The 25,366-nt window shown below is 60.4% G+C and carries 22 protein-coding genes and 4 pseudogenes; 6 read left to right on the top strand and 20 right to left on the bottom strand.

All coding sequences use genetic code 11. The annotated features are described in order from the left end of the window. From AC07XB_RS37400 to AC07XB_RS37390, 3 genes are all read right to left on the bottom strand, one after another. Positions 1 to 348, bottom strand: a 348-nt coding sequence (locus AC07XB_RS37400) for a tripartite tricarboxylate transporter substrate-binding protein (protein WP_492832794.1), incomplete at its 3' end; no start/stop codon positions are given. Positions 349 to 465: 117 nt separating this feature from the next. Then, positions 466 to 1,194: an SDR family NAD(P)-dependent oxidoreductase gene (locus tag AC07XB_RS37395; protein ID WP_492832796.1), complete on the bottom strand. Its 729-nt coding sequence runs from the start codon at positions 1,192 to 1,194 to the stop codon at positions 466 to 468. A 5-nt stretch (positions 1,195 to 1,199) separates the two neighbouring features. Continuing rightward, positions 1,200 to 1,727, bottom strand: a complete 528-nt coding sequence (locus AC07XB_RS37390; RefSeq protein WP_492832798.1) for a 2,4'-dihydroxyacetophenone dioxygenase family protein — start codon at positions 1,725 to 1,727, stop codon at positions 1,200 to 1,202. A gap of 612 nt (positions 1,728 to 2,339) precedes the next feature. Between AC07XB_RS37390 and AC07XB_RS37385 the strand changes: the two are divergent. Together AC07XB_RS37385 and AC07XB_RS37380 are read left to right on the top strand one after the other, a co-directional pair. Beyond that, a pseudogene (locus tag AC07XB_RS37385) lies at positions 2,340 to 2,528 on the top strand (IclR family transcriptional regulator); the annotation flags it as partial. Between the two features lie 133 nt (positions 2,529 to 2,661). Next, positions 2,662 to 2,850 (top strand): IclR family transcriptional regulator domain-containing protein, encoded by a 189-nt coding sequence (locus AC07XB_RS37380; RefSeq protein WP_493688146.1) that lies wholly within the window; start codon positions 2,662 to 2,664, stop codon positions 2,848 to 2,850. A gap of 178 nt (positions 2,851 to 3,028) precedes the next feature. Here the strand turns inward: AC07XB_RS37380 and AC07XB_RS37375 are convergent, their stop codons facing one another. The 17 genes and pseudogenes from AC07XB_RS37375 to AC07XB_RS37295 form a co-directional block, all read right to left on the bottom strand. Next, complete coding sequence (locus tag AC07XB_RS37375) at positions 3,029 to 3,730, bottom strand: zeta toxin family protein (RefSeq protein ID WP_493688145.1); 702 nt, start codon at positions 3,728 to 3,730, stop codon at positions 3,029 to 3,031. A gap of 108 nt (positions 3,731 to 3,838) precedes the next feature. After that, a complete protein-coding gene (locus AC07XB_RS37370) occupies positions 3,839 to 4,135 on the bottom strand; it encodes a hypothetical protein (protein ID WP_492832760.1) in 297 nt (98 codons plus the stop codon). 195 nt (positions 4,136 to 4,330) lie between these two features. Then, entirely contained in the window at positions 4,331 to 4,564 is a 234-nt protein-coding gene (locus tag AC07XB_RS37365; protein ID WP_492832762.1) for a hypothetical protein, read from the bottom strand. A gap of 1,038 nt (positions 4,565 to 5,602) precedes the next feature. Next, positions 5,603 to 6,061, bottom strand: coding sequence for a hypothetical protein (locus AC07XB_RS37360; protein WP_492832764.1), 459 nt, complete (start codon positions 6,059 to 6,061; stop codon positions 5,603 to 5,605). Positions 6,062 to 7,334: 1,273 nt separating this feature from the next. After that, positions 7,335 to 7,532, bottom strand: a pseudogene (locus AC07XB_RS37355) (IS6 family transposase); the annotation flags it as partial. Between the two features lie 44 nt (positions 7,533 to 7,576). After that, the gene (locus AC07XB_RS37350) at positions 7,577 to 8,257 is read right to left on the bottom strand and encodes a histidine phosphatase family protein (protein WP_492832766.1); all 681 of its coding nucleotides are present in this window, start codon (positions 8,255 to 8,257) and stop codon (positions 7,577 to 7,579) included. A gap of 48 nt (positions 8,258 to 8,305) precedes the next feature. Continuing rightward, entirely contained in the window at positions 8,306 to 9,736 is a 1,431-nt protein-coding gene (gene pyk / locus AC07XB_RS37345) for a pyruvate kinase (RefSeq protein WP_492832768.1), read from the bottom strand. A gap of 46 nt (positions 9,737 to 9,782) precedes the next feature. Further along, positions 9,783 to 11,207, bottom strand: a complete 1,425-nt coding sequence (locus AC07XB_RS37340) for an MFS transporter (protein WP_492832770.1) — start codon at positions 11,205 to 11,207, stop codon at positions 9,783 to 9,785. Positions 11,208 to 11,538: 331 nt separating this feature from the next. After that, a complete protein-coding gene (locus AC07XB_RS37335) occupies positions 11,539 to 12,819 on the bottom strand; it encodes a sigma-54-dependent transcriptional regulator (protein ID WP_492832772.1) in 1,281 nt (426 codons plus the stop codon). Further along, positions 12,809 to 15,163, bottom strand: coding sequence for an ATP-binding protein (locus AC07XB_RS37330; protein ID WP_492832774.1), 2,355 nt, complete (start codon positions 15,161 to 15,163; stop codon positions 12,809 to 12,811). The genes AC07XB_RS37335 and AC07XB_RS37330 overlap by 11 nt, the downstream gene beginning before the upstream one ends. Further along, complete coding sequence (locus AC07XB_RS37325; RefSeq protein WP_492832776.1) at positions 15,156 to 16,445, bottom strand: ABC transporter substrate-binding protein; 1,290 nt, start codon at positions 16,443 to 16,445, stop codon at positions 15,156 to 15,158. Before AC07XB_RS37325 ends, AC07XB_RS37330 begins: the two co-directional genes overlap by 8 nt. A gap of 898 nt (positions 16,446 to 17,343) precedes the next feature. Next, positions 17,344 to 19,584, bottom strand: a complete 2,241-nt coding sequence (gene bcsB, locus AC07XB_RS37320; RefSeq protein WP_492832778.1) for a cellulose biosynthesis cyclic di-GMP-binding regulatory protein BcsB — start codon at positions 19,582 to 19,584, stop codon at positions 17,344 to 17,346. A 207-nt stretch (positions 19,585 to 19,791) separates the two neighbouring features. Next, positions 19,792 to 20,079 carry a hypothetical protein gene (locus AC07XB_RS37315; protein ID WP_492832780.1) on the bottom strand — a complete coding sequence of 96 codons (288 nt, stop codon included), beginning with the start codon at positions 20,077 to 20,079 and terminating at the stop codon, positions 19,792 to 19,794. Beyond that, on the bottom strand, positions 20,076 to 20,849 hold the full coding sequence (bcsQ, locus tag AC07XB_RS37310; protein WP_492832782.1) for a cellulose biosynthesis protein BcsQ: 774 nt from the start codon (positions 20,847 to 20,849) through the stop codon (positions 20,076 to 20,078). Before bcsQ ends, AC07XB_RS37315 begins: the two co-directional genes overlap by 4 nt. Then, positions 20,846 to 21,415, bottom strand: coding sequence for a cellulose biosynthesis protein BcsP (bcsP, locus tag AC07XB_RS37305; RefSeq protein WP_492832784.1), 570 nt, complete (start codon positions 21,413 to 21,415; stop codon positions 20,846 to 20,848). Before bcsP ends, bcsQ begins: the two co-directional genes overlap by 4 nt. A gap of 50 nt (positions 21,416 to 21,465) precedes the next feature. Then, entirely contained in the window at positions 21,466 to 21,921 is a 456-nt protein-coding gene (gene bcsD, locus AC07XB_RS37300; protein ID WP_492832786.1) for a cellulose biosynthesis protein BcsD, read from the bottom strand. 641 nt (positions 21,922 to 22,562) lie between these two features. Continuing rightward, positions 22,563 to 22,771: pseudogene (locus tag AC07XB_RS37295) on the bottom strand (DDE-type integrase/transposase/recombinase); the annotation flags it as partial. Positions 22,772 to 23,173: 402 nt separating this feature from the next. On the opposite strand from AC07XB_RS37295, the gene bcsD (AC07XB_RS37290) reads away from it, so the two are divergent. The 4 genes and pseudogenes from bcsD (AC07XB_RS37290) to AC07XB_RS37275 all read left to right on the top strand — a co-directional run. Then, positions 23,174 to 23,569, top strand: a complete 396-nt coding sequence (bcsD, locus tag AC07XB_RS37290) for a cellulose biosynthesis protein BcsD (protein WP_492832788.1) — start codon at positions 23,174 to 23,176, stop codon at positions 23,567 to 23,569. Between the two features lie 39 nt (positions 23,570 to 23,608). Continuing rightward, on the top strand, positions 23,609 to 24,250 hold the full coding sequence (gene bcsR / locus AC07XB_RS37285; RefSeq protein ID WP_492832790.1) for a BcsR/BcsP family cellulose biosynthesis protein: 642 nt from the start codon (positions 23,609 to 23,611) through the stop codon (positions 24,248 to 24,250). Further along, positions 24,247 to 24,939: a cellulose synthase operon protein YhjQ/BcsQ gene (locus tag AC07XB_RS37280; protein ID WP_492832792.1), complete on the top strand. Its 693-nt coding sequence runs from the start codon at positions 24,247 to 24,249 to the stop codon at positions 24,937 to 24,939. The genes bcsR and AC07XB_RS37280 overlap by 4 nt, the downstream gene beginning before the upstream one ends. Then, positions 24,936 to 25,366 (top strand): annotated as a pseudogene (locus AC07XB_RS37275) (UDP-forming cellulose synthase catalytic subunit); the annotation flags it as partial. The gene AC07XB_RS37280 and the pseudogene AC07XB_RS37275, both read left to right, overlap by 4 nt.

Here is a 25,366-nt window from a genome sequence, read left to right as displayed (position 1 = left end):
AGGGTCGACATTCAGCCGCGCAACCGGCGTGAGGTTTTCGTACGTGAGCTTGGTCAGCCCAAGGTGCGGAACAATCGTGATGTCGGCCGTCACCAGGGACAATTTGTAGCCATCGGGCTTTGCGTTGGCCACCTCCGCCCAGCCGATCGCCCCGCTTGCGCCTGGCTTGTTCACCACGATCACGTTCTGCGGCAGGTGCTTTCGCGCAGATTCCGCAAACGCCCGCGCCAACGCATCCGTTCCGCCCCCGGCCTGGAAGGGCACCACCAGCTCGATGGCGTGCGTGGGATAGGCGGTGCCCTGCGCGTGAACCACGGTGCCGGCGGAACCCAGCAGCGCCACGCCCAGGTGAAGTCCACAACAGAAGCGAAAGGCGATTTTCTTCACAGGACTTGTCTCCATTTTCTCTATAAGGGTGACGCTGGTTTGCAGCGATGCCAACTTGCGCTGCGGGCGTACGCCGGATTAGTAAGTCGCACGCCCGCCCGAGAGGTCGAACACCGCTCCAGTATTGAAAGTGCACGATCCCGAGCAGAGCCAGCTCACCATCTCGGCGACTTCGCTGCTCTCGCCCAGGCGCTGCATGGGGCTCTTGTCGATCATGGTCTGCACGTGCTCGCTCGACATCTGCTCGAGGATCGGCGTACGCACTGCGGCCGGCGCAATGGCATTGACCAGGATGCCGGTCATCGCCAGCTCCTTGCCGAGCGACTTGGTGAGCGCCAGCACGCCGGCCTTGGCCGCGCTGTAGGCCGACGCATTGGGCGTGCCCTCCTTGCCGGCGAGCGATGCGATGTTGAGAATGCGCCCCGCCCCAGCGGCACGCATATAGGGCACGGCGGCACGGCACACGTTAAAGGCGCCCACCAGGTTCACGTCGACGATGCGGCGCCAGACTGCGGGGTCATATTCGTCGACCGGCATCGTGGGGCCCGCAAAGCCCGCGCTGTTGACCACGAAGTCGATGCGCCCGAAACGCGCGACCGTCTCCCGCGCGGCGCACTCCACGCTGGCGAGATCGCTCACATCGACCCGCCAGGCATTTTCGTCAGACCCAGGCTCGGCCATGTCCCACACCATCACCCGCGCGCCGCTGCGCCGCAGGTGGCCGGCGACTTCCGCGCCGATACCGCTCGCGCCGCCGGTAACCACCGCCACGGCGCCCTTGAAGTCGTAGCTTGCGCGTCCGTACATGGCGGTCATCGGATGAACTGCTTCACATAGTCGGCGCCGAGGCCAACATTCTCGAAGTGCTTTTTGCACATATCGATTTTGGTAAACACGTCTTCGTAGCCATTTCCTTTGCCCCAGGGGTCGGTGTAGTACATGATCCCGTTGACCTGGAAGAAGGTGATCATTTCCTCCACGTCCTCGGGCACGTACAGCGTGTGAGTCTCGCCCGGCGGCTCAAACACGTAGCTGCCCTCTGTGGCCTCCCAGTCGTGCTCCAGATAGCGCCAGCGGCCTTTGAGCACAAAACCATGCACTGTTTGCGGGTGACGGTGGCGACTCAGCACGCCCGACTTGCGCACGCGCAGCAAATTCATCCAATAGCCTTGGCTTGCATTCAGGCACAGGGGCCTGAACCACACGTTCTCCGCCTGAGGCACCCACAGCCGCTCGTCGGTGGGGATGGCGTTCGAAATGACGATCTCGGGCAGCGCATCAGCAGGGTTGGGGTACTGATACGGCATCAAGGGCTGGGCGTCTTGCTCTTCCGTGGGCATCTTGTCCATCCTATGTCCATATTATGGACGTCTTGTTTAGAATATGGACGTATTCTAGTTTTTAACTTGATTTGCGTCATATCAGTAGTTACCCGATAGTGCTAAGTCGTCTTGGGGGATGGCTATCGCTTTGAGCGACCGAACGCCGCAGCAACGTCCGGGGATGGAAGCACTCAACACGGATAGGCGGCTCTCACACCCAGCCCCCTGCACGAAAATGCTTCTTCGGAGCAGGCTGAACGCGGTGCGCCGGAAGGATGTGCGGCTATGGGACGCTAGGTGATCATTGGGACGCAGGAGATGCGCTTTGGCCGGGCGTATGGGCGGGGAGTTTTGCTACGCAGGATTCAGCGAAGGCGCCAGAACGGTTTGCATGGACGTGGGTCGATGAGAAACGCTGCGGGCTCGGCGAACGTCGCGTTCTCGGCCTTGAGCGTGGACGCTAGCTCGTCGGCCTGGCCGCCCTTGGAATTGCCCACGGCCTGTTCAATTTCAATCGAGGCAATCGTTTAGGCGAGTTTGGCGCTTGCTCTATCGACCAAGCCAAGCCAACATTGACCGCGCTTCAATCGCATCCGCTGGGGGCGGCGATGAAGCCCCACCGAACGGATAATGATCCCCCCGAAGCCTCTTCCTCTACCCGATTCGTCATGCCCCCGATCGTCGTCGCCCGCACCACACGCAGCCTCGCAAATTGCCGGAACTGCTGCTTTTTCCAAGTTCGTGCACTTGATGCAGTTGGTAGCCGATACGGCCGAGCCGTTGAACATTGCGGAACTCAGCAAGCTGAGCGGCTATCCGCGCCCTACTGTCCACCGCACCGTGGCCGCGCTGATCGCGGAGCGACTGCTGGAAGAAAGCCCACAAACAGGTCGTCTGGTCCTTGGGCTACGACTAATTCAATTGGCCAGTCGGAGTTGGGGGCGGTCGGAACCTGCGCCTGGCCTCGGTAGAGAACCTGACGCAGCTGCGCGACATCACTGGCGAACCGATCCATCTTGCTGTCTTGAATGGTCACCACATGGTTTATGTGGAGAAGCTGGAAAGCCCAAGCGCCAGCGGAGTCACGGCCAGCGGCAGCAGCACTCGGTGCGTCACCAAGTTTGTACTCGGATTTCCTTGAAGGCAACTTTGAGCTTACTGGGATCGAGGAAATTGTGCCGGCCGTCGGAACAATGCTCAGCGATCAACACCAACCTTGCGCGCGACCAGCGAGAGCTGGAGATCGAGCGCCATAAGATATTTCGGATCGTCCAAAAGGCGAACCTCCCGGCCGGGAGCCGAGCTTGTCGATAGCCCCGTCAATCTGCCAGGGGAGCGACGACATCCATCCAAGCCGAAATCTCCGTGGCGGGCGAGGCCGATGCTCTAATGTCGAAGAGAGTTTGGCCGCCGGTACGAACAAAGCATGGTGTGAAAGCTTGCCTAGGCTTTCGACTGTTGTCCACGAGAACCACAGCATCCGCCACGGGCAGAGCCGCTCGAATTGCCATTTGGGTACGCGGGAATCTCTCTTGAACCTTCTTGTGATCGACGTTGTGACCGCCAACCGCAACTCTGGTCTGAACACGACCGAACGATAGCTCCGCACTGGCGAGACCAACGAACAAGAGCAATACGAAGTAGCCCTCGCGCTGCAGATTCTTGATTACATCGATTTTGCTGGCATAGGTGCCATCGTCCTTCTTTTCCCAGTAAGGGAATACCGTCTCGACGGCAAAAGGCACCTTGCTGGCCATGGCTTGCGCGACGAAGCTCTCCACGCCTTTCTGCGCTACCCGCATCCACATCTCGTCCGTGTCCCTTAGATTTTTGGCCCACGGGCGGAGGCCGCCCTTCTCGGCTTCCGGTAGGATCGAGAGCATCATCCGATCAGCGTTGATGAGCGGTATCTGGATTTCATCGACGAGATGCTGATACCAAATCGTAGACTTACCTGAGCCATTGTGACCGGCCAGGATAAGGGCAAGAGGCTTACCCGACTGCTTTGCCCGTTTCCGGATGTCTGCGACCGAGTTTTGGATTGTTTTTTTGTTGCCATACCGGTTAGGCGGATACCGACTCGGCTTTGAACTTCCCGTTCACGAAACTGCCTCGCTCCGACTTTCCGTTCAATCGACGAACCACCCGATGCGGACCGTTGGGGTCAGCGGTAAAGACGGTACCTCCTTCTTGCTCTTGATCACTACTCCCGGGATCACAAGGCGAGTGGAGAGACCCGCCATCACTCGGGCACTTTTCTTCAGGCCCTGCTTTACTGCAGCAGTGGATGGCTCGGGAACCGTGACCACGACCTGGCCAAACTTCACCCTGAGCATTCTCGTGGTCGCGGCCTTCAGAGCAGCTTTTGCGGGAGTTCTGACTTGCTTGGCGGCTAGCGTCACTGATACTTGCTTGGTCTTCGGCACGGGAATCTCCAAGATTGGCCTTACTGACGGGAATTTCACCCGATTGTTGATGACCTGCGAGGCGACGCGGACAGCGCGACACGCGCATTGGCCGGCGCTCCGGGTAGCTCTTTCCGAATCGTGAAGGGCGGCACTTCTCGGTCTACTTTGGCAATGCCTCGCAGTGAAACCACGCGACGAGCTTAATTCATCACATCACGCCACATTGGTGACAGAATGGGGGATGGACTTGGGGCGGCGATCAGTCGCCCTTGCCCGCATCCACATGCCCCGCGCCGCCCCGGTGGTCACGTAATGCGTGGTGGTGTCGAGCGACGCGTGGCCGGCGTTCTGCTGCACCACCTCCAGCGGTGCCCCAGCCGCCAGCGCGTGGGAGATGTGGGTGTGGGCGCCGCCAGTGCGTGCTGGTAGCCTGCGGACGCTTGGCACGTCACCTGCCACCTGGCGCACCATTGCCGACGTCGGTGCACAGGCGAAGGTCGGCCTGAGACGCGTAGGAAGATCAAGACCGCGGCCTGTGCTCATCGTAACTCGACTCGCACTCGGTCCACGTCGCGGCGAGGGTCTTCGAGATGATCGGCGTGCTGATCCCGGCCTTCTCGCAACCAAAACCAGCGAGAAGGATGCCGACGCATGCAGTCAGCACCGATGCCGGGGTCTTCTCAAGAAGCGGCCGGTACTGGACGCAATATTTGCCGTCAGTCCCTTCGACAGATAGTCGTTGACCGCAGAGAGTGTGGAGTGTAGTACACCGGACACTGCATGACCCATAAGCAGGTTCCCGCCATGGTGCTGCTGCTCGTGGGAAATCAGCACGTCCTCAGTGTCGATGTCGTCTGGAAGATAAGTTTCGATGAGTGATCAATGGTATGAGTGTTCACCAGCGCAGCGTTTCCGATTGAAGCACAGCTTACGGCTGTTTGAAGCCAGCGCCTGCACGCCGGCTCAGGCTACCAGGCGAGATGTCGTGCCCACGGACCCAAACCATTCCGCGGCGCGTGAAGAGCTTCGCTGATTGCAAGTCGAATCTATCCCGTCCTGACGAACCAGCGTCACGGGGAGATACTGTGTTGGATTAGCCTCGCTCTTTAGCGTTTCACTCGCAGCTTAGATGGCCTGATTATCGTGTTAGGAGCCACCACCACAGAGCGATCAGAGGTACGCCTGCGACAAAAAGGAAGCCCACATGCTTTCGCAAACCGAGCCAAACCATCGCTCCAAATACGCTGTATATAATTACATTGCTGACCAGATAAATCAAGAACAGTCTCGTTAAAAACTCCGAATTCTGACTGGATGGCATAGTCATTATTTAAGTCAGCCAGACAATCAAAATGATCTTCATTGTTATAAATTGCACATTAAGGCTAGCATCTCTCTCCATGAGTATCCACCCCGCAAGAAGCGCAAGCGGGAACAACAAACCTAGGAATGTAGATAATGACATAAATTTCGAAATTGACATAATCATATTCCACCAAATTGACGCTGAAGATTGTGCATCATAATTCTTGGGAATATTGTGTCAGGAGTATTGATTCCCGCAGCCGCAAGGGCATCTCGAGCAGTAGTGGTGCAATCTCTTTCGGCTAGATCATAGGTGCCCGGGTTACGAGTACGATTATTTCGAAAATCTTTGATTGCGGCGTCTTGCGCTGACGTGGTCGGAATTGTAATAGATTCGATAGGTGCCCGAGTATCGGGAAGCATCACGCTGTCGTGCCACAGTTGACATAGCTGGGAAGTCAGCTGATTCGCGATGTCGTAGCCGTAAGTGGCCACCACGCCGTTGGGCAGCGTCAGCGTGCTGCGCCGGCTGGCCCCGTCGTAGGTGAAGCCAACCTGGGAGCTGCCCTGGGTGATGCCGTGTCCGGTAGTGGGGAGTTTATAGTGGGCATCCTTCGGATTAAAACGAACTGTTCGCATATAGCTGCAATCTGTGCCCCAGCCGATGGCTCGAAGACCACCAATTCCAAGGTGGCGCTCGCACAATCGTTTAGCCAGTCCTGCTTACGTTGCTCAGTGAGCCATGAGGTAACATCAGAGAAACTGGTGGTCCACTCTATCCAATGGTTGACCCCATCGGCCGCCAGATTCTTCTGGGAAGACTGCAGTACGCGGTTCGCCACGTTCTGTAGTGTCAAGTCTTCACAACGGAAGGCTCTTTGTCCTTGCAATTCCGCTGTATGTAACGCGCCATCCTCCAAGCGGAAGTCCAAATGCACAATCAAATTGGCACGATCCACGGCTACAGCTATCAGCTCTGCATCGTGCAGCGAGAGTTGGTGAGGGTGCTTCGAGCCCATTGTCATTTTCCCGTTTATCGACCGCGAGGCCACAGAGAAATAGGTACACCCGGTCCCCGTATTGGTTCCCCGTTTTGACCACGATAGCAGAGCCGATCGTTCAGCGGACAAGGCTAGTAACAACAGCGCCGTGGGCGATGACGTTGGAGGATTTGACCAGGGATCCCCGCTATCCCAATCCGCGCCGGCACCTGCGGCAAATCTATGTCGACCCCATCACGTCGCGAGCTGACTGAATCTTGATCGCGGCGCCAAGTAGGGGCATCCTTGGCATTCATAGTGCATCGCAAAGCGCTCCCATCAAATTCGCAAACTTCCCACCGGCTTTTCGTGCATTCGAAGGGAAAGGGAGTTATGCGGATTGGAGCTTCTTTGCGGTAGATGCGCGTCGGCGCGGGCGGCAGCGCCACGACGGCAAAGCAGCCGGCGCCCTGCAGGTCGGCCAAGGCCAGGCTGTGTCTGGCCATCTGCACACGGATCCACACGATGGCCGCGGTGCGCTCAATTTCAAGAGACATCGGCATCAGCTTATGGGAGTCGGAAAGGTGCAATGATTTGGGCCGCACCACCAATCTTCCTTGTCTGCGCTCCAAACCGCCTGCACGCTTCCATGTGCCGCGCCGCCTCGGTGGTTACATAGCGCGCGCTGGTATCCAGCGAGGCGTAGCCGGCGTTCCGCTGCACCACCTCCAGCAGCCCAAGCCACCAGCGTACGCGAACGAAATATCCGTGTGCCGCAGCCAGTACGCGCTGGCGGCTTTGAGCCGCGCCGCGCGGGTTGGCGAGCCGCAGCGGGCCGCCGCAGACTGCGAGGAATCCCTTGATTTGCCTGGCAAGCGCGACCGTGCCAATGCCACCGGACCACCACTAGTCGCACGATGACCCCGGGGCGGCACTGACGCGCGGTGCCGCCTGTTGCCCTTACCGAACTTGTCGCACCAGCAGCGCATTGCCTCGTAGCTGACGACGAGTACGACGCGCTCGAACGACAATTCATCAATGTCACGCAAACCAAGCTGAAAGCGCACGGCTTGGCTGATGCTCGCCTCCAGTAGCCGATGGCCGTGATAGAGCGATTTGCCGTTCTCCATCACGATATCTTAGTCGACCACATTCGCCATGTGACAACGCCCCATCAGCGGCCTCCAATCGCCGTAGATGGACAGGACATCGAAAGGCCGTTCAGTCCTTGATGGAAAACTGAAAACGTGACCACCGGTTGCTTGGCTTGCCGGTCGATCTTGATGACATAGATCCGGTCGTAATCCTGCGTTGGCCAATCGGGCACTTGGTCCGGATTGCCTCCGTTAGTCCGCAGCACGCTCTTTGCGAACAGATTCAGTTGCACATGCTCCCAGGCAATGAAGACCTGCTTGTTCCAGTACGCCGGCAAGCCGACCTCCTGCTCCAGCCTGTCGATTTCCTTGTACCCGAACTGGGTGTTGACTGGCAGACCCGCCTGGATCGCCGTGGGCTCGATGGTTGCCAGCGGCCGCACATAGCTGTAGTCGCCATCGCCTTCGTGAATCCTAAAGGCGGGATCGGGCGCAAAGATGATATCGGCCCGGCCAAACTTCGCGTTCATGATCGCCGGCAAAGCCAGCGCTCGATTCAGTCCTTGGCACGTCAGCTGGCCTAGGCGCGCCGCAGGCTTTTCGCCATGTCTTAACAGAATCAGCGTTTCCGAGGCTATCGCCGATTCACCGGTCTGCGCAATGCCTGTTCCTTTGTCCTGCGCCATCGATACAAGCGGCAAGGCCGAAAACTGGACGGCTAACGCCCACGCCAGTTCTTTTAAACCTGATCTCGTCTTCATTACAATCCTTCCCGGAATTCGTTGAAGGAAACAAAATCGCATGGCCTCTCAGAGGCTATGCGAGATCCTTCCCTGTTCAATGCGCAGGCAACAAACACCATTGCCTTGTTGCATATCGTGCATCACCGCGATCCAATCGTCATCGCAAAGGTCGCCACTGGCGATCAACCCCGCCTTGACTCTCGAAATCAAGCGTTCGCGGTGATCGTCGCCTTCATCGATCAGCAGAGGAGACACGTGCCGATAGAGCGCAAGGCGCCGATAGACTCTCCGGTCTGCCGTGACGGCATGAATCGGCACGTTATTGACGTAGCGCGACAGCCATAACGGAGAAGCGCCGCTGCGCGTCAACGAGACAATGGATTTCAGATGCAAGTGCTGCGCGGCGTAAATCGTGGACATGGCGATAACTTGGTCACCGCGCGCGAAATGGCCGACATCCCGAAATTCACTTTCAATGTGGCTCTCGCCGGATTGCTCGGCCTCGCGGCAGATTCTCACCATCGCCTTGACGGCTTCCAGTGGGTACCTGCCCGTAGCGGATTCGGCCGAGAGCATTACCGCATCCGTACCGTCCAGCACCGCGTTCGCGCAGTCGGAGACTTCGGCCCGCGTGGGCACCGGGCTGTCGATCATCGATTCCATCATCTGGGTGGCAGTAATCGCCAGCTTGTGGCGCTGACGGGCGAGGCGGATCATTCTCTTCTGCAACGCGGGAACAGCTGCGTCACCTGTTTCAACGGCAAGGTCACCGCGCGCCACCATGATGCCATCGGAGGCATCCAGGATTTCCGCAAGATTCCCCACGGCCTCGCAGCGCTCGATTTTGGCGATCAGGCTGGCATTGCTGCCCGCTTTTGCCAACAAGGCGCGGGCCAGGTCCATGTCGGCCGCGCTTCTGGGAAACGAGATGGCGACATAATCCGCTTCCAGTTCGGCGCAGGTTTCGATGTCTCTCCTGTCCTTTTCTGTCAGGGCTGGCGCCGTCAGGCCGCCGCCCAGGCGATTGATGCCCTTGCTGCTGGAAAGCGGGCCACCGACAAGCACATGCGTCCAAACTTCGGTGCCGAGTACCTGATCGACTTGCAGCCGTATCTTGCCGTCATCCAGCAAAAGGATAGTGCCCGGCTCGACATCGTTGGGCAACTCCTTGTAATCCAGGCCGACACGCTGCCGATTGCCCAGTTCGCAAGCGGCGTCGAGAATAAACGCATCGCCGGCGATCAATTCGATCCGGTCGTGTTCGATCTTGCCAATCCGGATCTTCGGGCCCTGCAGATCGGCCAGTACCGCCACCGCCACGCCAAGCTTGTCGGCGATCGCACGCACGGTGCGCGCGCGCTCGATATGGTCTCGAGCCGTGCCATGGGAAAAGTTGAGCCGGACGGTATTGACGCCTGCCTCGATCATCTGTTCGAGCATGACCGGGTCGCTCGATGCGGGTCCGAGAGTAGCCACGATCTTTGTGCACGTTAGCATTGGAATTGGATTCCTGATTGATTCGACATGGGATGCGGTTTCACTGCTATTTGCCTACGGCAGGCCCGGCGAGCACGTCGGCGGCGGCGGGTGTCGCGTGAGCAGGAGCGAGCCGGTTGCGTTGATTGCGGTTGAGTTCGAGCGCCACCGCGCCACGGTGTGTCAGATAGCAAAAAACCATGCAGCACAGCGCGCCGGCGAGCAGCAAATAGAAGCCGGCGTGCCAGCCGAAGCGGTCGGCCAGGACTCCGAAGAGGCTGGTGCCGAGCGATGCGCCGAGCACATAGCTCATCAGACCGCGCAATCCCGTTGCAGAGCCGACAGCGTAGCTTGGCACCAAGTCGATCGTCTGCACCGAAGCGAGAAACTGCGGCACATAGATCATGCTGCCAACGGTGGCTGCGGCAATGCCCACCAAGAGCAGGCTGGTGCTTTGCCAGTACACCAGGAGCGCACCGACGATGATCGCCATGCAGGCGATAGCAAGCGGCATGCGGCGGCCACGGAAGTAGCGGTCACTTACGTAGCCCGCCAGCAATGTCGAGGGGATGGCGGCCCACTCAAAGAACGCATATGCCGCACCCATCTGGGTTTTGCTGAAGCCCTTCTCATTCAGCAGATATAGCGGCAACCAGGTGATAACGCCGAACCGCACCATGTACACGAACGCATCGACCAGCGACACATACCAGACGTTCCGGTTGGTCAGCACATGAACGCGAAGTATCTGCCAGGCAGACATACCTTCCGGCGCATGGTCGTGGCTACTGGCCACAAGTTCGTCCTTTGCCGTCTCAGGCAGGATTTGCTTCAGTGGCGGCAATCCCTCGGTATACGGGAGACCCGCGCCGAACAGACAGACGATGCAGGCGACCAGCAGCGCGAGTACAGCCGGCGCGAAATAGCTGGCCCCCTGCCAGTGCTCGGTGCCGAAGAACGCCAGGGTGGCGCCCGCAATGGGGGCCACCATGCCGCCGCCGATATTGTGGGAAATGTTCCAGAAGGCGCCGATCCGGCCGCGCCCGGTGCGTGGGAACCAGGCCGCAATCACGATGAATGACGGGGCAACGCCCATGCCCTGGAATATGCTGTTGGCAATCACAAGGGCGAGGAACATCCAGTACGCAGTACCGAACCCCATGAACACATTGATGAAGGCGGAAAGGATCAAGCCGAAGATCAGATAGAACTTGGGATTGGCTTTGTCGGCGAAGCTGCTCATCACCCCCTTGCTGATCCCGTAGACAATGAGCATGCAAGTACTAAGGAAGCCGATCTCCGATGTGCTGAAGCCGAGCTTGCTATGCAGATAGGGCGTCGACAGGATGAAATTCGAACGGACGAAGTAGTAGGCCATGTAACCCACGAACACGCCGAATAGCGCGCGCCAGCGCATTCTCTGGTAGGTAGCTAGTACTTGTTCGTCCGGCACTTGATGCACGGCCGGCCGGATCTTCAGGATCGATAGCATGTCTCACTCCAGCTTGGAATAGGCTGACCGCGTTTGCGCGCTGCTTGCCTGCAGGCGCGAGCGGTCGGCGAGGAGGTCATGCTATCGAGTCAAGATAGAGTTTCAACTGGCAGGGAATTGCGTCAGTAGTGACGCAAGGAGGCAAACGCGTGGGTCGTTTTTGCCCCAATTTCCCGCATTGAGGGCGGCGGCAGCGCGGTTTTGCGCCAAGGATAGGCACAATCGGTTTACCGGCCCCTGCGCTCCGGCATCGGAGATACGGGTATCCCCGATGCATGTGGCCGTCCCGGATTGGGCAGGGCACCCGCGCTCGGCCAGGTCTGCGTGCCGGTCATTTCCTGAATTCAGCTTTATCCAGGCCGTGCTTCCTCATGCGCAGGTAGAGCTTTTTGCGCGGGATACGCAAGTAATCGGCGGTTTCGCTGATCCTGCCGTTGAATAGTGCCAGCACGCCTTCGATGACCTCCTTCTCGTAGGCATCGATCCGCTCGTCCAGTGCGCGTTCGTCTTCGCTGGCGGCCAGCATGCGGCCGACGCCCTCGACGCGCGCCAGCCCGATAGCGTACAGCTCGGCCACGTTGCGAAGCTCTTGCAGATTGCCCGGCCAGTTGGCCCGGACCAGGTTGTCAAGGTAGGGCTTGCTGATTTCGGGCCGCGGCTTGCGCATGCGCCGACAGCTCTGCTGCATGAAATGGCGGAACAGCAGAGAAATATCCTCGCGCCGTTGCCTCAGGGCGGGAAGGCCCACCGCTGCAGCCGATAGTGCGTAGTAGAGATCGGGCCGCAATCTCCCATCGCTTAGCGCTGGGGCCAGGTCGGCTAGCGCAAGGGTCACCGGGCGGACCGCGCGCATTCCTGACGCTTGGGGCTCCGTCTCCAGTATCCAGTGGCACAGCGCCGCCTGCAGGCGCGCCGGCAGCGCTTCTGGGTGGCGGATCACGAGCGTGCCCCCCAGAGCCGCTGTCCAATATTGATCGTACCAGGCTGTCAAGGGGGCGCCGGCTTCAGCCAGTTCCCCATCCAGTATGACCAGCGGACCAGCGGCATAGCGCCCCAGACGGTGCAATTCCCTGGCCGCCGTACGTTTGCCGGTTCCCGCTTCACCGGTGATCAGCACCGCAAGATCGCCACCTGCCAATTGCATCAGCTTGTCGCGTGCTTGTGCCATGGCGTTGCTCTTGCCTAGCAACTGTTCTCCGAGTTCGTGCGCGCGGTGGCAGCGGTTGTCGATGACATCGCGACGTTGCGCCAACGCCCGGTTGACGCAATCTATCAGCGCTTCTGGTGCAACGGGCTTCTCCAGGAATTCGAATGCGCCCGAACGCACGGCACGAATCGCCATGGGTATGTCGCCGTGACCAGTGACTAGGATGACGGGTAGCTGATCGTCAATCGCTTTCAGCGCGGCCAACAGTGCCTCGCCATCCAGGCCCGGCATGCGCACATCGCTGACGACCACGCCCGGCCAGTCGCGCGGCAGGGACTTTGTCGCCTGTGTCGGATCCGCGAGTGTGCGGCACGGGAGACCTGCCGCCGTCAACAATTGACCTGCCGATATACGCACGTCCGCGTCGTCATCGATTAATAGTACGGAGGCGTATTCATTGTCCATGTTCAAGTTCCAGGGAAAGCACTACGAGCGCGCCACCGCCGAGGCGGCTCGCCAGCCGTATCTCGGCCCGGCATTCTTCCGCAAGAGAACGGCTGATGCTGAGCCCGAGCCCAAGCCCATCTTGCTTGGTCGTGAAGAAAGGTAGAAAGAGGTTTTCAATCGCTATTGCGTCTAGCCCCGGTCCATTGTCGGCAATACAGAGTTCGGCGCGGGTCCTGTCAGTCGAGTGCCATAACTCGATCCTTGCGTCGCAACGGCAACGCACGGCGTCGAGTGCATTGCCGACTAGATTGAGGATGACCTGTTCGAGACGAACCACCTCGCCGACAATGCGCGGCCACGGTCCCGTCGCCTCCTTGACTTGCACGTTTTCCTTGGCGATGCGGCCATGCAGCAACTCCAGTACATCGGAGACGATCGGGCCTAGATCCAGTGTGGCGAGCGCCGGAGTCTGCGGCGCGCGGCGGCCAACGTTGCGGTAAGAGCGCACCAGTCTTGTCATGCGCTCGAGCACACGGTCTCCCTGATGCAACGTCGCGGCAAGCGAGACCGGATCATCTCTGCGCTCAATCGCGATGCGGGCAAGGTAGTGGTAGTTGGTCAGCGCGGCCAGAGGTTGATTCAATTCGTGCGCCAGGCTGGTCATGGTCTGGCCGAGGACAGCGAACTTGGTTGCCTGCACCAGGCCGTCCTGGGCGCGCTTTCGTTCATCGATTTCATGCCGCAGTGCTAGGTTGGTCTCGTCCAGGGCAGCGGTCTTGGTCTCGACCATCCGTTCGAGCCAGTGCGCCGAGCGCATTTGCGCGGATATGTCGAACAACGTCACCATACGAGCCAGTTCCTCGTTCTGGCGAAAAGCCCTTGCGCGCAGGCGCAGATATTGTTCGCTGCCGGCCTCGCCGAACGGCAGCACCAGGTCGAGCGTGTCCTCGGAGTTCTCCAGCCGCAGCAAGCGCGAAAACGCATCATCCCCGAGCAACCCGGCGAGCGTCTCTCCGACGGCAAGCTCCGGGCGCAAGTCCCGTGCCGCCCGGTTGATGGAGCGAATAGTGCCCGCTGTATCGCAAATCACCAGCGCGGCATCGGTATGGGCGATCAGGGCTAGGGCGTTGGTGCGTTCCAACTCGGCCATATCGTTGGCGAGCCGGGACAATTGCTCACCCAAGCGACCAATTTCGTCGCGTCCGCCAATAGTGCGCGGCAAGGTGTACTGGCCGCGGCTGATCGCCTCGATGTTTTGTCCGACCAGAGCCAGCCGCCCAATCAGCTTGCGGCCCACCAGACCGAACACTAGCCACACCATCAGGACGATCGAGGCCACAGTGGCACCGGCGATCAGCCAGTGTCCGTGATTGGCGATACGAACAAAGCGCTCGAACTGCGCTTGCGTGGTATCCCGGCTTTGTTCGTTGATTCGGTTGACGCGTTGGTTTTGCCGCACGATAAGAGCCTCGAGGCTGTCGAGGCGGCTTTGCACTTGCGCGTGCGCCTGCACATATTGCGCAATCGCACTGTCCAGTTCCCCATGCGGGCGAATGAGTTCGACGAGCCCGGCAAGCAAGGGGCCAAGGCTCACCAGTTTGTCCGGCGGCAGGCTGCCTGCAAGCGTCCGGATGCGGCTGCCTTCGGTGGAAAGCTGCGCTAGCGAACTGTCGGCGAGTGGCTCGCTGCGCGGCCGCGACAGGGCTATGAGCGAATTGGCCAGGCGCTGCTCGGCGCTGAGCAGGGAAAGCAGCGCACGATCCCGTACAGCCCGCTCGGTGCGCGTTTCTCCTGATGCTTGGAAATTCACGTTCCGCTCCACGCGCGGCATCCGCTCCTCTAACAGCAATTGGAGCTCATCGGCCAGATCGGCGTGAATCCACTCCAGGCGCAAGCGCAGCATCTTCAGGGTGCTTGCCGCGTTTCTCTGGCGCTGAGAGCTTTCTGCCAGCGCTTCGACGGCTGCGCGCGTGAGCTCGATCTCGTCGTGAAGCGTCGGCGCTTCTCTCGGATACCAGGTTGACAGACGGCTTGCGGCATCCGCCGCGCGCGCCAGCGGCTGTACGATCTGCTGCTGGGCGACGGCGATCTCCGCCAGGCTGTCAGCCTGCGCGATCTGATGGGCCAATCCCTGCAAGTGCGAGCCTTGCTGCTCGAGGACAGCGCTTTCCCGGATCGTGGGCACACTCTCTTCAACAATATGGTGCAGCGCCCTGCCCAAACCCTGCCAGGCAAAAAGTGCGACCGAGCCCGACAGCAGCACCAGCAGTATCAATCCGGCGCCGAAGACCAGCAAGCGCCTGCCCAGGGCGCCGCGATATGGGAACTCGGCGAGCAAGGACGCTACGGCCGGCTTAGTCATGGCGGCTATCAACCATGGATTGCCGGGCCAGCCGTGTCGCTTCGTCCAACTGCTGCTGCCAGGCGTGCGTCCAGCGATCCAGCTCGGCTTGCACGGTCGGAAGGACGGGCAAATGCGAGGCAGCTCCTTTGAAGCGCGCTGTATAGCCGGGGTCGGCGGCCTGGCTGGCACTGACGGGTATCGTGCTCGCCAACTGGCTGGCTCGCGCGATATCGCTACGTTGCCTTGAATTCAAGCCTGGCTGGCGCTGCGCCAGTTGTATCAGTGCCCACGTATCGCGCAATTGCTCGATATGCTGGGTGATGATCTGGTCAAACAGCAGTTGCACCAGATCGTCACGCGTCAGCAGAAGATCCGTATCGAGTGGTTTCTGCCTGCGCAGAACGGCGCAGGCAGTTTGACTGACGGGCATATTCGGCAGTGCGTTGAGCGGGACTTTGTAGTGCGCGGGCGCCAGCAGATTCGCTTGCCCCTGCCGCGAGAGCAGGTAGTCGACCAGCCTCAGCGCGTCCGCCCGATTCGCGCCTGCGCTCAGGACAGCCGCAAAAGTGGGGATGACGGCGGAGGTTGGCAGATAGGTGAAGCCGAAACCGTTGTCTCGCTCCGTGAGCGGCATGGCGTAGTCGTCGAGGACGAGGCCGACACCGGCATCGCCGTCGCGAACGCGGTCGCTGACGGAGAAGCTACGCGTGGCTATGGTTGCCAGGTTACCGCCCAGTTGCATCAGCACGCGCCAGCCGGACTCCCAGCCTTCATCCTGGAGGATCTTCTCGACCATCATGTGAGTGGTGCCCGAGCGTGAGGGCGAACTCATCAACACCATGTCGTGATACGCCGGTCGCAGCAAGTCCTGCAGGCTGATCGGCACCGGGGCACCACGGCGTTTCAGTTGAGACTGGCCCCAGAGCAGGCCAAAGCCCGAAAAACCGTAGGCGACGAAACGCCGCTCCGAATCGTGTAGCGCGAGGCCCGGCGGCGCGCAGTCGCTGCGAGCCGGGAGCGGCGGCAACTGGAGAAGCAGGCCGTCCCCTTTCATGGCGCGCAGCAACAGCGGCGAAGAGGTGAGCAATACATCGGCGTGGTGCATGCTGCCCGCATTGATGCCGCGTTGAATCAAATCAGAACGCCGACCCAGTATAGTGACCTTCACACCGGGATGGGCACGCTGGAAATCGGCGAGGAGGCTCTCGATCGTCTCTTCGCGGTAGGTCGAGACGATCGTTAGTGCCTGCGCTGTGGCCAGCCAGATGAGGAGAAGGAAGCCCAGCAGAAAATTGCTCATAATATGGCCCAGAATGCAGTGCCCACAGCCGTCGCGGCTTGGTTTGCCCTCTCCTCATTGGGCGTCGCTGGCATCGCGCCACAGCAACTGCCCAATGCCCGGTGGCCCCCACGCACTTGGTTGGCAGTGATGAAGCTGCCGACGCCCATGCCCTCGAGCTTCCCGGCCCGAGTTGCGTTGGCAAACCTGAGTTCTATACGTGCGGATTTGCGTCGCTTCGGCTGCTGTCTTTCCCTAATTGAAGCCGCCCGTGCCGACAGGTACGCAGTACAGGCGAAAGGTCATATGCTGCCATGGCACACGACAATATCCCATCCGGGCTTACTCCAACCCAGATAATGAAGGCGCGCTTTTTCTGCTATCCGGAGTGCAGTCCGCCTCGCTTGCGCCTGCCCACTCCGGTCTAGGCGCAGCCCGTTGGCTGGCGATGGCATAGCGAATTTGGAGGCGTCTCTGCATCGAGTCCGTTTTACCACTGCGGTTCGCGAGCCGGGCGACAGCGCCGTTTCACTCCCATTGGCGAAGAGGAGCCCGGAGGCCAAATGCGGCAAGCAATTGCCACCGTGCCTACGCACGGTCCCCTAGCATGCGCACGGCGGGCGCAACCTAGCTTCGATAGCCAGCAGCGTGCCTCCACCGTCTGGTGCGGGGGGGGCGCCAATACGGCATCGCTTCGGCATCGTGGAACAGCGCGAACAAGCGGTAGAACTACAATTCTCTGCGCATGTCGGCGAGCGGATCGCCCGGGACGTCATCGGCCGCTTGGCGCGATCCAGACAAGGCGGAGGGCGAAGCGCGCCACGCCGCTTCCACAATCGTCGGTACGCATGTATTCCCGGGTCTTAAGCCGCGCACGATGTGCGCCGTATTTGGGGGTGAAGTGGGTGATATGGTCGGTTCACGCTCCAGCGCTCCCGCCCTGATTACGGCGGCTGGCGCGAGCACGCAGCGACAGGTAGAGCAAAGCCGCCAGCAGGAGAACGGCACCGCCGATCATCAGCACCATGGCCAGAGGACGTCGCGACAGCCACCATTGCACATAGGTCCAGGGCGGCAATTCTCCCACGAAATAGTTCTGCTCGGCTTCCAGGCTATCGATCTCCTTGCCGCGCATCAGCGTCAGGCTGCCTTGCACGCGCGCGAGTTGATTGGGATCCAACAACACCTCGGTCACCGCCAGCAAGCTCTGCGGCGTATTGCTGGTAATCGCCACCACGCTGCGCCCCGATTCCAATGGCGATTCGAAACCACTGAGCGCGGCGTCGTTGCCTGCGCTGCTAATTGAGAGACGCGTTTCCATCGGGCGGTGGCGTGTGCCGTCCGCGCCATTCCACCAGCCGGTTATTCTCGACAGAACGTCGCTTAGGGAAAAGCGCTTCTCATTTCCCGCCAGCGATACCGGCATGCGCGCGGCCCATTGCGTGAAAAGGGGCTGGTTCTGCGTGGTGCCGATCACCAGCAAGTCGCGCGCGGCCTGTTTGTGCACCCCAGCGGCGCTGCTCACGGCTACCCCGATGGCCGGGTAGCCAGTGGACTCTCCCATGCGCCCCATCAGCGTGAGGTAGGTCGATAAGTCTTCGGCGGCGGGCTTGTCCGGCAGGATCACCGCGGTCTCGGAGAGGTCGGCCAGTCGTGTGAACGGGAAGCCGCTGTTGCCAAACACCGCCAAGTCGGGCAGCGCGATGAAATGCTGCAAGCCGGTGGTGTTGATGGTCGAGTCCGGGTCGATCGCGCCCTTGACGTTGTCCAGCATCACGTCCTTGCACGCGCCCTGCTTGAGGTAGTCGAAATAGAAATGGAACTGCAGCTGCGATTGTGCGGGCAGCATGAACAGTGGCAGATCGACATGCTCGCGGACCGGCACCGAGCCATCCGGCAGCACCTTGTCCAGTAGCTGGCTGGTGCGGCTATCCTGGTTCTTGACCGAGCGCAGAGGGTAGGCGTGCAGAAACTGGCGGTTGACGTTGATATTCAGCGTAGACTTGTCGACCACCGGACGCGGCGTATAGCGGTACTTCAGGTCGATGGGAATGCCCTTGCTGTGCCACCCGAACAAGTCGGGTGGTAGCCGGAAATTCACGCGTACCAAGTCGGGGGCGTAGCCCGAGACATTGAGATCCTGAATTTCGGTGAGCTCGCCGAAGCGCACAGGGCGGTCGCCGCGGATCCAGTTCGGCGCGTCATACGGCACACGCGGTGCTACATCTTCGAGCTTGTTGATGGTGGCACTCTGCCCGGATAGGGCGTGGGCGCCCAGCGTCAGCGCCCGCGCGGCGGTCTTGAGCTCGGCGCTGTCGCGCCCCATCACCAGCAGCAGCTTGCCAGTCGCGTCTGCCGGATTGGGCACCACAGCGATCGAAGGTCCCTCGATAGTGGATACCGGCACACCGGCGGGCCTTTCCTCGTTGGTGACGAGGACCACCGCGTTGCCAGCCGCCGGCACCTGGTTCAGGGTGGCGGCGAACGACGCGCCACGATAGCCGGCCAGCGCGCCGAACCAAGACGAAACTGCACCCGCGGCTTCCAGCGTAGGGAACGACGGTGCGTCGGCGAATACGAAGGGGAGCCTGAGGCGGCCTACGTCGTGGCGATCGAAGAACGGCAGCGGCAACAGGGACAGTTCGTTGGCCAGCCCCATGGGCGTTAGCGTAAGTTCCAGTACGCTGCTGTTGCCGATCGTGGCCCACAGGCTGGAGTGGAAGGGATCCTCGCAATCCATGGTGTAGTGCCCGATCAGCTGCAGATTGAGCCGGTTGAACTCGCTGATCAGGCGTGGATCGATCGTCAACTCGCGCTCCAGGCTGGTGCCGGCGGTTTCCTTGGGCACAGGCACGGTCGCGGCAACCTCCCCGTTGACCATCACCTTGATATGCGAAAGCGCCGGAATGAGCGCCGGTGAATAGGTGTAGCGCAGCTTGAGACGCGCTGCAGTCACGATCTCATCGACCCGGATCGAAAACGGCACGCCGTGGATACCGTCAACACCACGCAACTGGAGGGGTGCGTCGGCACCCAGTTGCTTCAGGGCGATCTGCATCGTGCGCGTGCCATTGCGAGGCGCGCTGGCGGCAGCCAGTGCTGCAACTCCGGCGGGAGCCTGTACCGTTGTCGCTTCGCGCGTGGCGCTTGGCATACCCATTCGCTGAGCGTCGGCCGACGCTATGTTTAACATGGAGACCGTGATCAGGGCTCCCAAGCGAGTCAGCGTGGGCAGGACCGCTTGCGTTCGGGAACGCAATTTTGCATGCAGGCGTAGTGTTGGGGTCAAGTGCATTCTCTATTCTTGCCGGTGATCCGTCGAGTTCTCGGGATAGACCCAGGTCGAGGCACGTGGCCGCTCCGGTATTCAATGGATAGAGACTCCGGGAGCGGGCCGCCGCATCAGCCCGCGTATCTCGCGGCCTAAGTGGTGCATCTTGCTATGAAGGCCGACCGAGCTGATACGCAGGATCTGGCCCGCGGCCAGCTCGATGGCATCCGGACGCTTGCGGCCCCAGAAGTCGATCCACGCGTCGGCGCGCGCAATGGTGCGTTGAACGAACGCCATTTTGACCGAGAGGCCATTCGGTGTGCAGGAGTTCCGTCCGACGGACGGGGCGCTGCTACTGGCTTTGCGTGGACTTGCTGGATTCACGCAGTGTCTCCGTGCATGGCCAACGATTGCCGTACCCACGCAGCACAACGCTGTAGGTCATGCGCAGCTTGGCTGTGAGGACTGTATTCGAGCACGCTGCGCTCATGAGCGAGCGCCTCGGCAACCGCTTGGCTCCGATGGATCACCCTCAGTACGCGTTCGCCTAGTTGGTCGCGGAGCACCTGTAGCACATCCTTGCTGAGTTGAAGGCTCACGTCGACCTGATTGATTACCAGCACGTGACCAAGATAGTCGGCCCGGCCCTCGCAATAGGTCTGGATCAGGTCGTCCATCAACGGCAGGGCAGCATAGGAGGCGGCATCCGGCAGCGACACCACCAGGCAGAGCTGTGCACATGACAACGCTTGCCGCATATAAGGGGAAGGCCCGGGCGGCGAATCAATTACCACCACATCGTCGCGTCCCAGTCCAGACGCGGCGAGCTGACTGCGCAACCAGCTCGGATGCGTCACCAAGTGAGCTTCGAACGCGGCGCGGTCGGCATCGTTGAGGGAGCCAAAAGGCATTACCAGCACGCGCGAGCGGCCCTGGTAAGTCCCGTGCTGCCAGGCTTCGCCCGCGAGGGTAGCGCGTGCATGACCGGAGGTTTCCTGAGGGAGCATGGCAAAATGCAAGCGTAGCGCATTCTGCGGGTCGAGATCGATGGCGAGCACATGTCCACCGGCAAGGGCCAGGGCTTCGGCTAGGTTGGCCGCCAGCGTGGTCTTTCCCACACCGCCTTTCGCCGAAACAACCGCAATGATCTTCACGAGCGATTCAGCCGACTAAGGAAGGAACGGCGCGCTGGAGCGCGCCCGCCGACGACGGGCCGCTCCACGCTGCTTTCAATCCGAGCGAACACCATAGAGAGGGCCGTGTCAGACAGGGGCACATGATCTGCCAGCGGTCGTACTGATACGTGGACTCGCGTGTTGGGGGGCTGCGCCCGTACCGCTTGAACGCTGGCCGAGGGCTTGCAATCGGGCGCGCGGAAGCGCGCCGCGATGGACGACAAGGGGGAAGCAGGTAGCGCGGCTATGGCTGGCGCCTCGGCGGCTGACACAGGCGCCGTCTGGTCGCCGACAGATGGCGTGGCGTGCCATCGCAGTTCGCGCGGCACATCACGCTCGACGGTCTGGCTAGAGAGGTCATGTGTCCGCAACGTGGTGGATTGAACAGGAGGAACAGCGACAGCACGATCGACCTCTATCGCTGACAGCAGCGGCCATCGCTCGCGAGCGCTTGTCGTGGCGTCTTCGCGCACGATCTCTTTATAGGACTCCGTCTTGCCGCCAAAGCGCTGGAACAGTTTGGACAAATCGTCGGACTGGGTCATAGATTCTCGCGGGAGGCACATCCTCAGTGACGTAGCGGGCTCGCAGCCGTTCAGCGCCCGAACCGGAATTCCACGCACCCCATAGCATCGATCGGCGCGCTCTGGCTTACCCTCAGGGTCTCGGACGCGCCGAGCATACCAAACCAGTGTTGGTACGCCCCCTCCAGAAAGGCCGGCGACCAGGCATCGGCGGCCGCGCCAAGCGCTGCCGTCAGCGGTGCGCAATAGTGTCGGATCACCAAGGCGCCGCCGGTATCCTCGATGCTGGTCCAGCCCCAATCGACGTTCAGCCAGGTCTGGGCGATCGCTCGTTCGAGCTCGGCGAGAGTGGCGCACGCTCCCAAATCGAAGCGTTGAGCAAATCGCGCACCAACACGCCACATGATTGCGCGCAGACCTGCCACATCCATGGACGCGGCTAGTTCTTCCCCAAGTGCAGTCACCACGTCACGCCATTGCGAAGAGCACTGACGCTCGGTGAGATATTGCAGGATTGCTTGGTTCATCCAGTTTCACCAGATTCTAATAAAAATAGGTTTAATATGTTTATACTTTTATAATTCTATTTTTTATTCTGCAAAATAGAATTATATTATTATGATTTTATGCATTTATATTCTTGTTGCAGTGGATGTAGGATCTGCTTCGAGTGGTGAGTGTCAGAGGGGCACAAAAGGAACAGTACCCTGCCCTGGAAGGGAGGAAGGCAAAACGCTGCGCAAATTGACTGTCGAGTGCGCCTTCTGGATAGTTGATGGCACTCACGAGTCTTCCGTTACGTTTATTGGACTCAGTCGGCATATAGCCATGGCAGAGCAAGCCCAAGGTCCTTCTGCGCGATCCGGATAGAGCAGACCGGACTGGGATCCGCGACGACGTGGATGCCTGGATTGCCGGACAATGCTTCTGCTGAATCCAGGGGGCCTCACGCGGAGCGAGACGCTGTCAGAGATGTCAATCGCGCAGTGAGGTGTGTGATATCGCGGGAAACGACTGCCTATACAGGCTACAGACCCGTCTTCGATGTGCGCCCATTGCAAACAGCGCTTCCCGGATGCGAGCTTATGGTGCAGGCAGCGTCATCTTAACGGAATGCTCCCCAAATCCCAAAAGATGCGACGGCTGCGCGACCTGGTCCCGGGGCCCGGTTTGCGAGATTGAGGATATCCACCTTTTCCGGCGGATCGCTGCTGTGCAGTCGATCAGTGACGATCTCGTGCTGCCCTTCGGGTACGAGGCGAGAACCCACTTGAAAAAGAGCTTGGCGGTGGCCTTGTCGCGGCACTTCTGTTGCAGGATATCGAGTTCGGCACCGTGTTGGGCAACTGCCCACCACAGTAGATAAGGCTCGCCGCGGCGAGAGCCCTCGCAGCGTGACAATGTCAAACGGCAGACTGATCGAATCCGAATCCGAATCCGAATCCGAATCCGAATCCGAATCCGAATCCGGCTACTCATCTATGGGTGATTGAGTCCCTGGCAGCCCCATGTTGGGGTCGCGATCACCTTACACTATCTCTTCAGCGCATTAATTACTTGATTGGCGCAACACTCTCTAGATCCTTCCCTCCAGCGGAGGGTACTTTACAAGCCCCCCCCGCCTGATAATGTCCATCTATTAAATCATTATAATCTTCCAAAAAATAATAGAACAATAATAAATTCAAATATTCTTGAATTTTAAATACCGGCGGGCAGATGAACCACGCAATTCTGCAATATCTCACGGAGCGCCATTGCTCCTCCCAATAGCGCGATATGCTGGCTGCACTCGAAGAAGAACTAGCCGCATCTATGGATGCAGCCGACTTGCGCGCCCTTATGTGGCAGGTTGGCGAGCGCTTCGCCCAACGTTTCGACACAGGGACCTGCGCCACGCTCGCCGAACTGGAACGGGCCATTGCCCAGATCTGGCTGGATGTGGACTGGGGCTGGACCAGTATCGAGGATGCCAGCGGCGTCTTGGTGATCCGGCACTATTGTGCCCCGCTGAGGGCGGCGCTGGGAGTCGTCGCGGACGACTGGTCGCCGGCGCTCCTGGAAGGAGCGTATCAGCATTGGTTCCACAAGCTCGGCGCGTCCGAGACCCTGAGCCTAAGCCAGAGCGCGCCGATCGACGCTATGGGGTGCGTCGAATTCCGGTTTGGGCGCTGAGGCTTGTGTCCCTGCCTCCCGTTCCGTGAGTGAGATGTCATGAGCCAGTCCAACAATTTTTCCAAGCTTTTCCAGCGCTTTAGCGACAAGAACGAATCCTACAAAGAGATCGTGGGCGAAGATGCCGTTACAGAATCACGCGAGTGCTGGCCGCTATTATCAGCGTTGCGTGTCGACCGGAGCGATGCGGTGCAGCCGGCGCCGCAGAGTCCTGAAAGTAGCCTCGTGGTCAGGAAGTCCGGGGGGCGCGTACCGCTGTGGCGCAATGTCCAGTCTGTCATTTCGCCCGTCGGCCTGCTGCAGGCGAAGCCGCCTCCCAGCGCCGAGGGTCCCGCGCCCGGAGTCTTCGTGCCCGCGGCGTCGGCCACTCCATCGGTCTCGGCGATGGCGCCGCGTCTCCGCACGCCAGAAGGCATGCCCCCGGCTCGACATTTCGCAACCACAGCCGGTGTGTTCGGCGCACCGGCAAAGCCTGTTGTGGCGGCAGCTTCGGTACCAATTTCCGCGCCGGTGCCCAGCCCGATGGCTCCACCCATGTCCCGCTATACCGAGCCCGTCCGTCCCGCTGGCACCGAGTTATCCCAGGTGTTCACGCGACTCAAGAGTCAGGCAGAGTCGGCCACGAAAAACGAGCACGCTCCCGTGCGTCGTTCCTTCCTTGATCGGCTGAATCGCTCGTGAAAATTGTCGCCGCTATCGCAGCCAGGGGCTACGTGGGCAAGACCACCCTGTCGGCGAACCTGGCCGAATCCATGGCCATGGCAGGGGATCGCCTACTCGCCGTGGATCTCGACCCGCAGAATGCACTGCGGCTGCAACTCCCCATGCTGCCCGAGAACACCTCCGGCCATGCGCGCGCTGCACTGGCACGCCAGACTTGGCATCACGATATGTACCAAGGCCGCTCGCGTGTGCTGGTTATGCCGTTTGGTTGCCTCAATGACTCGGATCGAGCCGCATTCGAAGCTCACCTGTTGGCGGATCCGAGCTGGCTGCATCGCCAATTCGCTGTAGTTGGACTCGGGCCGGACGACGTGGTGGTGCTCGACACCCCTCCTTGGCCGTCGCCCTATATGCGGCAGGCGCAGTCGTGCGCTCAGTTGTACTTAGTGGTCTCATTGCCAGATGCCGCTTCCTACGCCACCCTGCCGCTGACGGACGACTTGATCCAAACCTATTGTGAGGACGTGGTGCAAGTGTTGCGTGCCCAACTGGGCGAGCGCAATCTCAGCCTGATCCATCAGGATCAGGCTGTCGCTCATGATCGCAGCGTGCTCGAGTACAACTCACAACGTGCAGCCACGCAGGACTTGCAGCGCAGCGCCGCATGGGTGCGCGAGACCCTGATCGCCTATAGAGAGGCCGCGTGAAGCTAGCCAAACCGGGGCGGCCGGCAGCCAGGGCGAGCGCAGGCCCCGCGCCAATGGGCGAATCCGGCGACAATCCCGCCGGCAAGCTGAACAGGCTGTCCTCGTTGTTGCAGCGTTTCGGCAACGCCTTTGTGGAGTTGCCACTATGGAACAGCGCCCCAGTACGGGCGATCGCGCTGGTGCTTGCGTTGGTCATGTTCGCGCTGGTGATCTCCGTGCCACTGGATTTCTGGCAACAGATCGGCTTCACCGCGGCCTGCTTCGGGCTAGCGCTGTGGCTGAACAGAATCAAGGGGCGCTTAGCCACGCTCATGGTGGTGTTGCTGTCGGTCGCGGCCTCCAGCCGTTATATGTACTGGCGCCTGACGGAAACGGTGGGGCTGGGCGGCTGGTTCGACTCCGCTTTTGGCATTGGCCTGGTGCTGGC

This window comes from Cupriavidus sp. GW821-FHT02F09, assembly GCF_059421605.1.
This window is presented reverse-complemented; position numbering and strand designations above follow the sequence as displayed.